This window comes from Xenorhabdus thuongxuanensis, from assembly GCF_001908095.1.
GTDB classification, from domain to species: domain Bacteria; phylum Pseudomonadota; class Gammaproteobacteria; order Enterobacterales; family Enterobacteriaceae; genus Xenorhabdus; species Xenorhabdus thuongxuanensis.
The window spans coordinates 154483-168925 of the sequence record NZ_MKGR01000004.1 but is presented as its reverse complement, the minus strand read 5'-3'; the positions used below and the strand labels follow the sequence as shown (position 1 = coordinate 168925).

At 44.6% G+C, this 14443-nt stretch carries 15 protein-coding genes; 11 read left to right on the top strand and 4 right to left on the bottom strand.

The features are described 5' to 3' along the window. Window positions 1–40: 40 nt before the first annotated feature. The 6 genes from cytR to rraA all read left to right on the top strand — a co-directional run bounded on the left by cytR (window position 41) and on the right by rraA (window position 5630). Complete coding sequence (gene cytR / locus Xentx_RS04570; protein WP_074019090.1) at window positions 41–1066, top strand: DNA-binding transcriptional regulator CytR; 1026 nt, start codon at window positions 41–43, stop codon at window positions 1064–1066. 69 nt (window positions 1067–1135) lie between these two features. After that, window positions 1136–1960: a cell division protein FtsN gene (gene ftsN, locus Xentx_RS04565; protein ID WP_074019089.1), complete on the top strand. Its 825-nt coding sequence runs from the start codon at window positions 1136–1138 to the stop codon at window positions 1958–1960. Window positions 1961–2097: 137 nt separating this feature from the next. Beyond that, complete coding sequence (gene hslV, locus Xentx_RS04560) at window positions 2098–2628, top strand: ATP-dependent protease subunit HslV (RefSeq protein ID WP_074019088.1); 531 nt, start codon at window positions 2098–2100, stop codon at window positions 2626–2628. A gap of 11 nt (window positions 2629–2639) precedes the next feature. Beyond that, window positions 2640–3971 (top strand): HslU--HslV peptidase ATPase subunit, encoded by a 1332-nt coding sequence (hslU, locus tag Xentx_RS04555; protein ID WP_074019087.1) that lies wholly within the window; start codon window positions 2640–2642, stop codon window positions 3969–3971. Window positions 3972–4106: 135 nt separating this feature from the next. Then, the gene (locus Xentx_RS04550) at window positions 4107–5024 is read left to right on the top strand and encodes a 1,4-dihydroxy-2-naphthoate polyprenyltransferase (protein ID WP_074019120.1); all 918 of its coding nucleotides are present in this window, start codon (window positions 4107–4109) and stop codon (window positions 5022–5024) included. Between the two features lie 108 nt (window positions 5025–5132). Next, on the top strand, window positions 5133–5630 hold the full coding sequence (rraA, locus tag Xentx_RS04545) for a ribonuclease E activity regulator RraA (RefSeq protein WP_074019119.1): 498 nt from the start codon (window positions 5133–5135) through the stop codon (window positions 5628–5630). Between the two features lie 57 nt (window positions 5631–5687). On the opposite strand, the gene zapB is transcribed toward rraA, so the two are convergent. Continuing rightward, window positions 5688–5930, bottom strand: coding sequence for a cell division protein ZapB (gene zapB, locus Xentx_RS04540; protein WP_074019086.1), 243 nt, complete (start codon window positions 5928–5930; stop codon window positions 5688–5690). A gap of 317 nt (window positions 5931–6247) precedes the next feature. On the opposite strand from zapB, the gene Xentx_RS04535 reads away from it, so the two are divergent. Together Xentx_RS04535 and glpK are read left to right on the top strand one after the other, a co-directional pair. Continuing rightward, window positions 6248–7045: an MIP/aquaporin family protein gene (locus Xentx_RS04535; RefSeq protein WP_074019085.1), complete on the top strand. Its 798-nt coding sequence runs from the start codon at window positions 6248–6250 to the stop codon at window positions 7043–7045. Window positions 7046–7113: 68 nt separating this feature from the next. Then, a complete protein-coding gene (gene glpK / locus Xentx_RS04530) occupies window positions 7114–8637 on the top strand; it encodes a glycerol kinase GlpK (protein ID WP_074019084.1) in 1524 nt (507 codons plus the stop codon). An 89-nt stretch (window positions 8638–8726) separates the two neighbouring features. On the opposite strand, the gene emrD is transcribed toward glpK, so the two are convergent. Continuing rightward, on the bottom strand, window positions 8727–9914 hold the full coding sequence (emrD, locus tag Xentx_RS04525) for a multidrug efflux MFS transporter EmrD (protein ID WP_074019083.1): 1188 nt from the start codon (window positions 9912–9914) through the stop codon (window positions 8727–8729). A gap of 403 nt (window positions 9915–10317) precedes the next feature. Here emrD and fpr point away from each other — a divergent pair, with 403 nt between their 5' ends. Next, complete coding sequence (gene fpr / locus Xentx_RS04520; RefSeq protein WP_074019082.1) at window positions 10318–11064, top strand: ferredoxin--NADP(+) reductase; 747 nt, start codon at window positions 10318–10320, stop codon at window positions 11062–11064. A 63-nt stretch (window positions 11065–11127) separates the two neighbouring features. Here the strand turns inward: fpr and Xentx_RS04515 are convergent, their stop codons facing one another. Continuing rightward, window positions 11128–11565 (bottom strand): DUF805 domain-containing protein, encoded by a 438-nt coding sequence (locus Xentx_RS04515; RefSeq protein ID WP_074019081.1) that lies wholly within the window; start codon window positions 11563–11565, stop codon window positions 11128–11130. Between the two features lie 58 nt (window positions 11566–11623). On the opposite strand from Xentx_RS04515, the gene Xentx_RS04510 reads away from it, so the two are divergent. Continuing rightward, window positions 11624–12244, top strand: coding sequence for a DUF1454 family protein (locus tag Xentx_RS04510; protein WP_074019118.1), 621 nt, complete (start codon window positions 11624–11626; stop codon window positions 12242–12244). Between the two features lie 144 nt (window positions 12245–12388). Then, the gene (gene tpiA / locus Xentx_RS04505; protein ID WP_074019080.1) at window positions 12389–13156 is read left to right on the top strand and encodes a triose-phosphate isomerase; all 768 of its coding nucleotides are present in this window, start codon (window positions 12389–12391) and stop codon (window positions 13154–13156) included. Window positions 13157–13257: 101 nt separating this feature from the next. Here tpiA and Xentx_RS04500 read toward each other — a convergent pair whose 3' ends face one another. After that, window positions 13258–14232, bottom strand: a complete 975-nt coding sequence (locus tag Xentx_RS04500; RefSeq protein ID WP_074019117.1) for a sulfate ABC transporter substrate-binding protein — start codon at window positions 14230–14232, stop codon at window positions 13258–13260. Window positions 14233–14443 lie beyond the last annotated feature (211 nt).

Sequence of the window (14443 nt, the reverse complement as noted above, 5' to 3'; positions counted from 1 at the left end):
AGCAATCGTTTAGCTGCCAGTGGAGAGTGAGGAGTGAACTATGGAAAAAAAGAATGGTACGTTGGCAACAATGAAAGATGTTGCCGAAGTGGCTGGTGTTTCTACCGCAACTGTATCAAGAACATTAATGAATCCTGACAAGGTTTCTGCCCGTACACGTCAGAAGGTTGAGAATGCGGTATTAGAGGTTGGTTACTATCCCCACAACCTGGCCAAAAATTCACGGCGTAATGAATCCAAAACCATATTGGTTATTGTTCCCAATATTAGTGATCCTTTCTTTACTGAGGTTATTCGGGGCATTGAAGAAACCGTTACTGAACATGGTTACCTGGTTCTGATTGGTGATTGCAGGCATCAACAGCAACAAGAACATGCGCTTATCAATCTTCTGATCACCAAACGCATTGACGGTATGGTGCTATTGGGTTCCAACATTCCTTTCGATATTTCCAAAGAGGAACAAAAAAACCTACCTCCCATGGTGATGGCCAATGAATTCACTCCGGAACTGGAACTCCCCACTGTCCATATTGACAACCTGACAGCCGCCTTCAATGCCACTCATCATTTGCAAAAATTGGGACACAAACGCATTGCCTGCATTACCGGGCCGGAAACCATGCCACTGTGCCACTATCGCTTGCAAGGTTACATCCAAGCATTGCGGCGCTCAGGGGAAGACATTCGCGAAGAATATATTATCCGCGGTGATTTCACCCATGAAAGTGGAGCGACATTGGCAACAACCCTGCTTACCCTGCCAGAGCCTCCAAGCGCTATTTTCTGCCATAGTGATGTCATGGCAATAGGCGCAATGTGGCAAGCCAAAAAAATGGGATTAAAATTACCAGAAGATCTCTCTGTTGTCGGTTTTGATAATTTAAATCTGGCTCAATACTGCGAACCAGCCCTAACCACGGTGGAACATCCCCGTTACGAGATTGGATATCATTCCATTCTGTTATTGCTGGAACAGCTTCAAGGCCGTTTGGTTTCTAAAGGTTCAAGATTATTGGAGGCAGAATTGATCATTCGTGCGAGTACTTGTTCGCCTAAAAGCTAGGCAAATAACGACAGCTTAAGTAACATTAACCTATCCTTTAATTTTTTAAATAACTCAGTGAATTAAACAGTGGCACAACGAGATTATGTGAGTCGCGGGCGTAGCAATCCCCGTCAGAAAAGTACTGGTAAGAAAAAAAATCAGGCTCAAGGATTACCCAAAACTACATTAGCCGTTGCAGTGGCCTTAGTGGTCATGTTTATTGGTGGGCTTTATTTCATCGTACATAATAAACAGGAAGAAAATAAGCAGGAAGAAAGTGCACAAAATGGCTCACAGTCTCATCATCAAACCAAGGGGCACGGCCTGCCACCGAAACCAGAAGAGCGCTGGAGTTACATCAAAGAATTGGAAAATCGTCCTGTTAATGAATCTTCCATCCAGGAAGGCGATGCAACAATAAATAAACCGCTAAACCAACCCCCTCAACTAACACCTGAGCAGAAACAGCTACTCGAACAAATACAAGCAGACATGCGCCAGCCACCTATTTCATTGAAAGAGGTGCCTTATAACAGTGAACCTGTTCCACGTTCACGTGTGTTGATCAATCCTCCTGCGCAACAGCAACATATTGAACAGACTTTGCCAGAACAAAAGCCAGCAGCCGTGCCGGAAAAAAGGCCTTCAACTTCGTCCCAAGCCAATACAAAGTCTGAAAACAGTGAGGCGAAACTGATGCTACAATGTGGCTCTTTCCGCACAATGGCACAGGCGGAATCTGTCCGTGCCAGCCTTGCATTCGCAGGCATTGAGAGTCAGATTACCACGAAAGACAATTGGAACCGTGTTGTACTTGGCCCTTATAAAAATAAAGCTAGCGCTGAGAAAATGCGCGAACGTGTCGCAGGTGCCGGTGTACCTGGCTGTATTCTCCGCCCTACCAAGGGTTGAAAAAGCGGAAAGCTCCCCCATCTTAATCTCTAATAATATACACATGGTGCTTTTATCAACAGTGCGCAAGCAATTGTGGGATAACACATTAATGCTCCGTGTGTACCATCTTCTATTTTGTAACCAGGGGCTAACTCGTGACTACAATCGTAAGTGTTCGCCGTAATGGCAAAGTTGTCATCGGTGGTGATGGACAAGCAACAATGGGTCATACCGTTATGAAAGGCAATGTCCGCAAAGTACGCCGCCTTTACCATGACAAAGTCATCGCGGGTTTTGCCGGCGGTACTGCCGATGCTTTCACGCTGTTCGAGCTGTTTGAACGGAAACTCGAAATGCATCAAGGACACCTGACCAAAGCAGCCGTTGAACTAGCCAAAGATTGGCGAACGGATCGCATGCTACGCAAGCTGGAAGCCCTGCTTGCTGTCGCAGATGAAAATGCTTCTCTGATCATTACAGGCAATGGTGATGTGATTCAGCCAGAGAATGACCTTATCGCTATTGGTTCCGGTGGATCATATGCACAGGCTGCTGCCCGCGCTATGTTAGAAACAACCGAACTCAGCGCCAGAGAAATCGCAGAACGCGCTTTAACTATTGCTGGCGATATCTGCATCTACACCAACCATAATCACAACTTCGAAGAATTACCTTCGAAAGCGTAAGGATAGATAGTATGTCTGAAATGACTCCTCGCGAAATTGTCAGCGAACTAAACAATCATATTATCGGTCAGGACAAAGCAAAACGTGCCGTTGCTATTGCCCTGCGTAACCGCTGGCGTCGCATGCAGTTAGATGAATCACTGCGTTATGAAGTCACTCCAAAAAATATTTTGATGATAGGCCCAACCGGTGTCGGTAAAACCGAGATTGCCCGCCGTCTGGCAAAACTAGCCAATGCTCCTTTTATCAAGGTTGAAGCAACTAAGTTCACCGAAGTGGGTTATGTTGGTAAAGAAGTCGATTCCATCATTCGTGATCTCACTGACGCAGCAGTAAAAATAGTCCGCCTGCAATCCATTGAGAAGAACCGCTATCGTGCAGAAGAATTAGCAGAAGAGCGTATTCTGGATGTCCTACTGCCACCAGCAAAAAATAACTGGGGACAAACTGAAACTCAATCTGAGCCATCTTCAACCCGTCAGGCATTCCGCAAGAAATTGCGTGAAGGCCAGTTAGACGATAAAGAAATTGAAATTGAAGTTTCAGCCGCTCCAGTTGGTGTTGAAATCATGGCACCTCCAGGCATGGAAGAGATGACAAATCAGTTACAATCCATGTTCCAAAACCTGGCAGGCCAGCGTCAAAAAAGCCGTAAGATGAAAATCAAAGACGCATTCAAGTTGTTGGTCGAAGAAGAAGCCGCAAAACTGGTCAATCCTGAAGAACTGAAACAGCAGGCAATTGATGCAGTTGAACAACATGGCATTGTTTTCATTGATGAAATCGATAAGATTTGTAAACGCGGTCAAACTTCCGGTCCAGATGTTTCCCGTGAAGGTGTCCAGCGCGATCTGCTGCCACTTGTCGAAGGCTGCACAGTTTCCACTAAACACGGCATGGTCAAAACTGATCACATCCTGTTTATCGCCTCCGGTGCATTCCAGGTTGCCAGCCCTTCTGATCTGATTCCAGAACTTCAAGGCCGCTTGCCAATCCGCGTTGAATTGCAAGCCCTGACTACCGAAGACTTTGAACGTATCCTGACCGAACCTAATGCCTCACTGACTGAACAATACAAAGCTCTGATGGCAACTGAAGGCATGAGTATTGAATTCACGGCTGACGGTATCCGTAAAATTGCGGAGGCAGCATGGCAAGTCAATGAAACTACTGAAAATATCGGTGCCCGTCGCCTGCACACCGTTCTTGAGCGCATGATGGAAGACATCTCTTTTGACGCCAGCGAACGTCAAGGACAAACTGTCGAAATCAATGCCGATTATGTCAAAGAGCACTTGGACGAACTCGTTGCAGATGAAGATTTGAGTCGGTTTATTTTATAATCAGTCATATTATTGGTTTGATTAGCACCAATAATTCGCCAGACTTATTGAAGTGGGGGGCTTTTAGCCTCCCATTTTGTTATTTTCGATGGTATAAAATTTATTACATCAATCATAATGACAAACAGTGACAATATGAGCTCAACAACGTCTATCAGTCAGATGCAGGCATGGCTGGAAAGTTTACGCCCCAAAACGCTCCCACTGGCCGTTTCTGCCGTCATAACGGGTTCAGCCCTTGCGTCATGGACAGGACATTTCAAATGGCCTGTAGCGTTATTGGCTTTATTAACCGCAGCCATGTTGCAAATTCTTTCCAACCTCGCCAACGATTATGGTGATGTCACCAAAGGCAGTGACACAGAAAAACGCATTGGCCCAAAACGTGGTATGCAAAAAGGCCTGATTACCGCAAAGCAGATGAAAAATGCATTAAAGATCACTGTTCTGATCTCTTGTTTATCAGGAAGTTCCCTGATTGCTGTGGCCTGCAATAACCCAGGTGATATTATTGGATTCTTGATTCTGGGGCTTCTGGCGATTGTCGCAGCTATTACTTATACCGTGGGTACCCGCCCTTATGGTTATCTGGGGTTGGGGGACATTTCTGTCCTGATTTTTTTTGGCTGGTTGAGCGTTCTTGGTACCTACTATCTGCAAGCCGGTACTTTTTCCCTAAGCACCGTTTTGCCCGCAACTGCCAGTGGCTTACTCTCCGTGGCAGTCTTGAACATTAATAATCTACGCGATATCGAAAGTGACCGCCAAAACGGCAAAAATACGCTGGCTGTCCGATTGGGAGGAAAAAAGGCCCGTTATTACCATGCAGCCGTTTTGCTAACTGCCATGCTCTGTCTTGTCACCTTCACACTCCTATATTTGAATAATGGGTTTAGTTGGTTGTTCCTGCTCGCTTTTCCCTTGCTGTTAAAACATATGGTGCAAGTGCTGCGTGATCCAACACCTGAAGGTATGCGTCTCAAGTTGGTACAAATGGTCAAAGCGGCATTATTGACTAATATTCTGTTTTCCATTGGATTGATACTTAATTAAGCGAGTAAGTATCAATTTTATACATAGGTTTCAAGATTGATGGTTTTGCCAACATTGGCTTTAAAAGGATATACTGTTCGTTCCTTGCATAAACCAGACGTAAATCCCATGAAATATGATACTTCCGAACTTTGTGATATCTATCAAGAAGATATAAATGTGGTAGAGCCAATCTTCTCCAACTTTGGTGGGCGTACTTCATTTGGTGGTCAGATCATCACGGTGAAATGTTTTGAGGACAATGGCCTTCTTTATGATTTACTTGAAGAAAATGGACATGGTCGCATTTTGCTCGTTGATGGTGGTGGATCAGTACGCAAGGCACTCGTTGATGCAGAACTGGCTCAACTCGCCGTCAATAATGAGTGGGAAGGCATTGTTGTCTATGGCGCAGTGCGTCAAGTCGATTATCTCGCCGAGCTTGATATTGGAATTCAGGCAATGGCTGCCATTCCTGCTGGCTCCAATAGTGAAGGGGTGGGAGAAAGCGATATCAGGGTGAATTTTGGTGGCGTCACATTCTTCTCTGGTGACTATCTCTACGCAGATAATACCGGCATTGTCTTATCTGATTTCCCTCTGGAGATTGACGAAGAGCTAAGTTAAAGGGTGTATAAAAAAGGGCGCAATTATCGCCCTTTTTCAGCTAACCCATTGGATACTTTATTGTACATCTTCCATCTTACCCAACAGAGTGCGTAAGCGCTCTTGCCATGCTGATTGTTCTTGTTTGAGCTGCTCATTTTCACGTGCCAGAGAATCACGACTATCTGTTATATTCTGGACATCCTGAGATAAGACTGCATTCTTTTCTTTTAATTCTTCAATTTCCATTTGCAGCAAAGTGATGGTATCAATCGCCTGCTGAACTTTAGATTCTAGTTTCTCAAAAACTTCAAATGACATTCTGGGGGCCCCTCTTGTAAGCAATGTTATTGATTGTATTTAGCCTATTAACGTCTGTCTAGTTTCATCCTTGCAATGTGCGGCATAACGCTAAATATAGTGACCAAACCCAAATGTCTATAAGATCACATTTCCAAGCTCAATAAAACTGCAAATAAATGCGAATTCGCTCATTTTGTTGACGTAACACGCAGATTTCAATTTCGCTATTTCTCGTTTACGCGCATTAACGATAAATTCACAGGCACCTTTCTCTTAATACATAAGAAAGGGCTAATAATTAATCGCTTCCTTGTACTTTTTTATAGGATATAGAAATGAGCCAGACCACCACTCCAACACTATCAGGTCAATGCATTTCCGAATTTCTAGGTACTGCATTGCTCGTTTTTTTTGGTTTAGGCTGCGTTGCTGCTGCCCGAATCGCCGGAGCACAATTGGGATTATGGGAAATCAGCATTATCTGGGGCTTTGGCGTCGCTCTGGCAGTTTATCTCACTGCCGGAATTTCAGGTGCGCATCTTAACCCCGCAGTGACTATTGCGTTATGCCTATTTGCCAACTTTGACAGAAAAAAAGTGCTGCCTTACATCATTGCTCAAATGTTCGGTGGCTTTGTCGCAGCACTCATCATTTACATGATGTATTACAACCTGTTCCTCGATTATGAGCAAGTTCACAACATCGTTCGCGGCTCACAGGAAAGTCTCTTTACTGCGGGAATTTTCTCTACTTACCCTGCTGCCCAGATCTCCGTATTTCACGCGTTTATCGTTGAAGTTATTATTGCAGCCGTTCTGTTATGTCTAATCCTGTCCCTGACTGATGATGGCAATGGCATCCCACGGGGGCCTTTAGCGCCACTGTTAATCGGGATTCTTATTGCAGTTATCGGTGGCTCGTTTGGCCCACTGACTGGATTTGCTCTGAACCCAGCTCGTGACTTCGGCCCCAAATTGGTTGCTTACTTGACCGGCTGGGGAGACATTGCCTTAACCGGAGGCCGAGACATTCCTTATTGCCTTGTTCCGTTGGTAGCCCCTATTGTTGGCGCAATTTTAGGTGCTTTTGGCTACCGCAAACTGATTACTCGCCATTTACCGCGCGAGGTTTAATATTTGCCATACTAAAATTATGGCAATCCAAGACAATAAAAACGAACGAATAAAACCAGGTTATAGTTATGACAACAGAAAATACTACTGAAAAAAAATATATCGTTGCTCTGGATCAGGGCACGACCAGTTCACGCGCCGTTGTACTTGATCACGATGCCAATATTGTCTGTATCTCACAGCGTGAATTTCCGCAAATCTATCCCAAGCCTGGCTGGGTAGAACACGATCCAATGGAAATCTGGGCAAGTCAAAGCTCTACCTTAGTTGAAGTGCTGGCAAAAGCTGACATTAGCTCAGATCAAATTGCCAGCATTGGTATTACAAACCAACGAGAAACAACCATTGTCTGGGAAAAAGAAACCGGAAAGCCAGTTTATAACGCAATTGTATGGCAATGCCGCCGGACAGCAGATATTTGCACAAAACTGAAACAGAGAGAGGGTCTGGAAGAATACATCCGTCACAATACCGGTTTGGTTCTTGACCCTTACTTCTCTGGTACGAAAATAAAATGGATTTTGGATAACGTCGAAGGTGCCCGTCTACGCGCTGAAAATGGTGAACTCTTATTCGGGACAGTCGATACATGGCTGGTCTGGAAAATGACTCAGGGTCGCGTACATGTGACCGATTACTCCAATGCTTCCCGTACCATGTTATTTAATATCCATAATCTGGAATGGGATCAAAAAATCCTTGATGAGTTGGGCATACCTCGCGTTATGTTACCTAAAGTGGCCGCGTCCTCAGAGATCTATGGCCAAACCAATATCGGCGGTAAAGGTGGCACTCGTATTCCTATTGCAGGTATCGCAGGCGACCAACAAGCTGCTTTGTACGGACAACTGTGTGTACACCCTGGAATGGCAAAAAATACTTACGGCACCGGCTGCTTCTTGCTAATGAACACAGGAAAAGATGCTGTTCGCTCCAATCACGGCTTGTTAACAACTATTTGCTGTGGCCCACGTGGTGAAGTCAATTATGCACTGGAAGGCGCAGTATTTGTTGGAGGAGCATCCATTCAATGGTTGCGTGATGAATTGAAACTCATCGCGGATGCCACAGATTCAGAATACTTCGCAACTAAAGTCAAAGATAGCAATGGCGTTTATGTTGTTCCTGCCTTTACTGGCCTTGGCGCCCCGTATTGGGACCCTTACGCCCGTGGCGCTATTTTTGGCCTAACCCGCGGTGCCAATAGCAACCATATTATTCGTGCCACATTGGAATCCATCGCTTACCAAACCCGCGATGTATTGGACGCTATGCAAGCTGATGCAGGTACGCGCTTGCAAGCCCTGCGTGTAGACGGCGGTGCTGTTGCCAACAACTTCCTGATGCAGTTCCAGTCCGATATTCTTGGCACTCGTGTAGAGCGCCCTGAAGTGCGTGAAAGTACAGCCTTAGGCGCTGCTTTCCTGGCAGGTTTGGCCGTCGGTTTCTGGCGAGATCTGGATGAAGTGAAAAGTAAGGCTGTAGTCGAAAAAGAATTCCGTCCAAGTATCGAAACGACTGAACGCAACCATAAATACAATGGCTGGAAAAAAGCCGTTGCCCGTGCCCAAGAGTGGGAAGATCGAGCCTAACTGCGAAACATAGGAAATAAAGGCGCTGGTATTTTTATATTACATACTTTCTTTGCCAGCGCCTTTTAAAGCTCCGTGGTTTTTCGATTTTACGAAGCGGTATGTTCCTGGCGCTGGAAGCGCTGGGAAATGGGTAGCCAACAAAATAGAATCAGCAATGACATAGAAAACATCAACATCCCAACACTAAATTGGCTATTTTGCGGCAACATTGCCGACAGCCATGTTGCTATACCTGAACCTACATTCTGCAATCCCCCGACCAAGGCACCTGCGGCTCCTGCCAAATAAGGGAAAGGCTCCATCGCCCCAGTCGTCGCCAGTGGGAACAACATACCAGCACCAAAAAAGAATAATGCGGCAGGTATCAACAAAGTCCAGATATTCATGATACCAAACCAGCCGGGCAACCACATCAAGATACCCGCCAGCAAGCAACAAGTCACAGAACGCCACATGAGCCGATAAAATGTTTTACCTTCACGCCCCGCATACCATGCTCCAAAAAATGCCGCCGGAATTGGCAAGATAAACAAAATACTGACAGTTAGGCTATCCAGCCCCAAAACCGCTCCCATCAACACACCGCTACTGGCTTCAAAAACTGCAATCCCAGCCAGACCACCCACCAACATAGTCAGGTAAGAGACAAAAGCACCATGCGAGAGTAATTGGTGGAAAGAAACCAGCATCGCACTATGTCCGGTTCCTGTAGGACGAGTCTCCGGTAAATACCGTAACAGGAAGAAAGCAACGACAGCTCCTAGCATCAATAAAAACAAGTAGCAGGAGCGCCAACCAAAATAGTGAGCAACCATCCCTCCAATCATGGGAGCAGCCAGAGGGCTAACCAATATGGCCATATTTAGCAAACTATTGGCATAACGCAACGTCGTGCCCGCATATAAATCCCGTGGCATAGTACGCACCATCACACCTGCTACACCGGTGCCCAATCCCTGTAATGCACTTGCAATCACCAGTATCAGCAAGTTTGGAGCAAACAGAGCACATATCGTCGCCACCAGATAAATCGACATTCCCACCAAAATCACAGGGCGACGTCCCACTTTGTCAGATAGCGGCCCATAAAAAAGTTGTGAAAATCCGTAAGAAAACAGATACGCCGCCATCACCCGCTGAACTTCCCCCGCAGGCTGATTAAGATCACTTGCCATATCAGCAATAACTGGCACATAGATTGTTTGCGTCATTTGCCCTACAGCAGCTAAGGCAATTAACATCAACAATAAATTAAAGTGTTCTATTTTTTTCATCGCACTTTATTCAATCACCAATTGAAAACAATAACCCATAGCGCAATCACCCATTGCAAACAGCCGTAGTGAACCCTTCAAGCACTTAATAAAGAACCTGATGAACTGACTTCATAGATATGATTCACTTATTAAATCTATATTTTTTCTTTTAAGTATACAATTTTACATGAAGAAAAAATTACAGACATATTAACCATATATGTCAATAAAAATGTACATATCAGACCATAATATTGGCAAAAATCCAGTTAATTGAACCGTAACACGTAATCGATAATGCTATTTCAAGTAATCACGTAGAATCGTTACAAAAAATCACCCATTCACGCAGTGTTCATTTGTGTCGTATTAATTCACATCATATTAATCCGTACCATATTGTGTAGAGAGGTTAACCGTAATGGCAAATTGGATTACAGGAAAAGTTACCGACATAACCAACTGGACTGATTCACTTTTCAGCATCAAAGTTCATGCACCAATAGAAAAATTCACCGCCGGCCAATTTGCAAAACTTGCACTGGAAATTGGGGGGGAGCGCATCCAACGAGCTTACTCTTATGTCAACGCTCCCAATGACAATAATCTGGAATTTTATTTAGTAACTGTCCCAGAAGGAAAACTCAGCTCCCGACTGGCTGAACTAAAAACTGGAGATGAATTGCTGGTAACAGAACAAGCGGCTGGTTTTTTCGTTCTTGATGAAATTCCTGATTGTCAAACACTCTGGATGCTTTCCACTGGCACCGCCATTGGGCCTTACCTTTCCATCCTTCAGCAAGGAACCGATCTGGAACGATTCGAAAATATCGTTTTGGTTCATGCGGCCAGATGGGGAAAAGATTTGAGTTATCTGCCCATGATGCAGGAATTAGAGAAAAAATTTCAGGGTAAACTGAGGATACAGACTATCGTCAGCCGAGAAAAATGGCCAAATTCACTCATAGGCAGAATTCCGGCATTAATTGAAAATGGCGAGTTGGAATCGGCTGTCGGCTTACCCATTCAGGCAGAAAACAGCCACGTCATGCTGTGCGGGAATCCCCAAATGGTCAGGGATACCCAGCAACTATTAAAAGAACAACGCAATATGGCAAAACATCTGCGTCGTAAACCAGGCCATATCACCAGCGAGCAATATTGGTAGCAATACTGGTATTGTAGTTCATGGTGGATAGCTACAGCTCCCACAATAAACTTATTTACGTTTTTAAACAGGTTCTCTGGCAGAAATGTAATCAACGGTTTCTGCCATCTCACCAAAGCGATTGGCGCCTTCCATACCACGGAATACACCACAATCCAATATCATCATGACAAAAACCAGTGTTGGAACAAAACGACCAATTCCCCACTGCCATATTGGCGCCATTGCGCTCCAATCAAGGGACAGCAATATCCAGGCTAGCACACATAGTAATACCCAACCGCCACGTTTATTCCTGTCATGCAGGCGCTTCGAAAAAATCGCCGCCGTTGGATACAACAGCAAAGCAACACCAACCGCCGCATAATTTATGGGGAGGACATTCATTCCATGTAGTGTCAGGAGTATAAAGATCAAGGTGAAACAGATAGCTATACCGATCCAAAACTCTCTCCTTCCAATTCGACCTTTGAATGAGAATCCCCATTGTTGTAATGTCATGTACTCTTTTCCAATTGTGGATGCTGTTTTTCCAGAATTTAACTCAGTGAGTAATAAAATGAAAACAGACATAAATAAACTTCTGGTGACAATTTTAATCGCTTTTGGCATCGGTTTACCATTATCAGCCTCTGCCGATAAGCTTTCAGTCACACCAGAAATAAACTCACCGTTAATGTACCTGCTGCCAGATTCCCCTACTTTCGAAGAAACCATCCCTGTCTTTCGGGAAAAATACAACAAAAAACATCCAGACATTCCTTTGTACGAATATAGGGTGATTACAAGCACAGATATTTCTCAGCCTTTCATCCGTGCCGCCAGTAAAATTAATGACAAAATTTACTCTTCAACGGTACTGGAACGAGGTAGCGAAAAAATTAAAAGTCTGCAAATTACATTGCTGCCATCACAAAATGAACGAGAAGATGAACAAAACCGCATACTGGCAAAACAATATATCACTGCCCTGATCAGCCAATTCGAACCTACTTTTTCCCCTGAACAAGCCAAAATTCAATTGGAAAGGCTTTTTCAGGCAGCAGAAAACCGCTCTGCTTTCAGCCAAAAAATGGGTGCAATGCGCTATGTCATCGTAAACAGCAGCGAAAATATAATGACCTTCGCAATTGAACCGATTAAGCTATCGTTATCTGACACAGCAGCAAATGAAAATTAGTGACACAACGCAGAGCTATTCGCGTTGATGATCTTTATACTGTCGGGATTCCGCTTACAGGGAATGGCATCATCATAATGTCGTTCAAAGAAAGAATATTCATTCAGTTCGCAATTTGATTATTTTCTGGTTGGAGGGAAAAATATGCGACATCCATTAGTTATGGGTAACTGGAAATTAAATGGCAGTACCCACATGGTTAACGACCTGATTGCAGGCCTGCGTAAAGAACTGAGCAACATTGACGGCTGTGACGTCGCTATCGCACCACCAACAGTTTATGTTTCTCTGGCAAAAAATGCCTTGGCTGGTAGCCGTATCGCCCTGGGTGCGCAAGATGTTGGCGTCAATCTTTCTGGTGCCTTTACTGGCGAAACCTCCGCAGAAATGCTGAAAGATGTTGGTGCAAAATATATCATTATCGGCCACTCTGAACGCCGTACTTACCATAAAGAGAGCGACGAATTCATCGCGAAGAAATTCGCAGTCTTGAAAGAGCAAGGCTTGATCCCCGTTCTGTGCATTGGCGAAACTGAACAAGAAAATGAAGCTGGTCAGACTGAAACCGTCTGTGCACGACAAATCGACGCCGTTCTGAACACACTGGGCACCGAAGCATTCAAAGATACGGTTATTGCTTATGAGCCAGTTTGGGCAATCGGAACAGGCAAATCTGCCACACCTGCTCAAGCTCAGGCCGTTCATAAATTTATCCGTGACCATATCGCAAAACAGGATGCAGCTATCGCTGAACAGGTCATTATTCAATATGGCGGCTCAGTCAACGCCAGCAATGCAGCAGAGCTGTTCACCCAGCCAGATATAGACGGTGCTCTGGTCGGTGGTGCATCACTGAAGGCTGATGCCTTTGCTGTTATCGTAAAAGCCGCAGCAGAAGCGAAAAAAGCGTAATCTTTTAATCAAGAACAGAAAAATAATTCAACCGCCACGCAGCATCACTCGTGGCGGTTTTTTCTCACTCAGTCTGAGCCACTTAACAATTGGCTCAATGATTAACGCCGGACAATATCGTCAAAGGTTCCGCCTGTGGCAAAATGCTCTTTTTGGGCGTTACCCCAGCCACCAAAGACATCATCAATCGTAAAAAGCTTCAAATCAGGAAAGACCGCACGGTATTTTTCTGCGGTTGCTTTATCACGAGGACGATAATAGTTCTTGGCGGCAATATCCTGTCCAACCGGAGAATAAAGATATTTCAGATATTCGGTTGCCAATACGCGCGTTTCCCGTTTATCAACCACTTTATCGACAACAGAAACCGTCGGTTCTGCCAGAATAGAAATGCTCGGGGTCACAATTTCAAACTTACCCTGACCCAAGGCATTAATCGCTAATAAAGCTTCGTTTTCCCAAGCAATTAATACATCGCCAATTCCGCGCTCCACAAACGTATTCGTTGCACCACGAGCGCCTGAATCCAATACTTCCACATTCTTATAGAGTGCTTTCACGAATTCTTTGGCTTTAGCCTGATCCTGATTGTTGTGCGCCAAGCCATATCCCCAGGCAGCCAGATAATTCCAACGTGCTCCACCGGAAGTTTTGGGATTCGGCGTAACCACCGCAACATCTGAACGAATTAAATCCGACCAATCCTTTATCTGTTTAGGGTTTCCTTTTCTCACCAAAAAGACAATGGTTGATGTATAGGGCGCTGAATTATCCGGTAGACGCTGAATCCAATTCTTATCAATACGTCCATGCTCTGCAATGGCATTTACATCATAAGCCAGTGCCAGCGTCACAACATCCGCCTGAAGACCATTAATAACGGAAGTTGCTTGCTTGCCTGAACCGCCATGTGATTGGCGGATTTTTACATCATCCCCCGTCTTGTTACGCCAGTATTCGCGGAATGCTTCATCATACTGTTGGTAAAATTCACGTGTCGGATCATAGGAAACATTCAATAATTGCAGCTCTTTTGCCCATGCACTGTTAGTCATCAGTGTCATCACCAAAGCCATCAAGAATAACACCGACACAGCATACTCTTTTATAATTGCCCATCTTAAGCCTGTATTTATACCTCTTGCATGCATAACCACGATAACATTTCCCCTAACCTATTATGATTTCCATAAAAACTGACAGAAAGCGTCATGACTCAGAAATAATTTTAAATTTCTGCTTATGCACAAGAAGAATATGAGAGATGAGACAGCCACATTATATGGC

Coding starts and splice junctions, on each gene's coding strand:
- cytR (WP_074019090.1), top strand. CDS start 41: ATGGAAAAAAAGAATGGTACGTTGGCAACAATGAAAGATGTTGCCGAA.
- hslU (WP_074019087.1), top strand. CDS start 2,640: ATGTCTGAAATGACTCCTCGCGAAATTGTCAGCGAACTAAACAATCAT.
- Xentx_RS04550 (WP_074019120.1), top strand. CDS start 4,107: ATGAGCTCAACAACGTCTATCAGTCAGATGCAGGCATGGCTGGAAAGT.
- rraA (WP_074019119.1), top strand. CDS start 5,133: ATGAAATATGATACTTCCGAACTTTGTGATATCTATCAAGAAGATATA.
- zapB (WP_074019086.1), bottom strand. CDS start 5,930: ATGTCATTTGAAGTTTTTGAGAAACTAGAATCTAAAGTTCAGCAGGCG.
- Xentx_RS04535 (WP_074019085.1), top strand. CDS start 6,248: ATGAGCCAGACCACCACTCCAACACTATCAGGTCAATGCATTTCCGAA.
- glpK (WP_074019084.1), top strand. CDS start 7,114: ATGACAACAGAAAATACTACTGAAAAAAAATATATCGTTGCTCTGGAT.
- emrD (WP_074019083.1), bottom strand. CDS start 9,914: ATGAAAAAAATAGAACACTTTAATTTATTGTTGATGTTAATTGCCTTA.
- fpr (WP_074019082.1), top strand. CDS start 10,318: ATGGCAAATTGGATTACAGGAAAAGTTACCGACATAACCAACTGGACT.
- Xentx_RS04515 (WP_074019081.1), bottom strand. CDS start 11,565: ATGACATTACAACAATGGGGATTCTCATTCAAAGGTCGAATTGGAAGG.
- Xentx_RS04510 (WP_074019118.1), top strand. CDS start 11,624: ATGAAAACAGACATAAATAAACTTCTGGTGACAATTTTAATCGCTTTT.
- tpiA (WP_074019080.1), top strand. CDS start 12,389: ATGCGACATCCATTAGTTATGGGTAACTGGAAATTAAATGGCAGTACC.
- Xentx_RS04500 (WP_074019117.1), bottom strand. CDS start 14,232: ATGGCTTTGGTGATGACACTGATGACTAACAGTGCATGGGCAAAAGAG.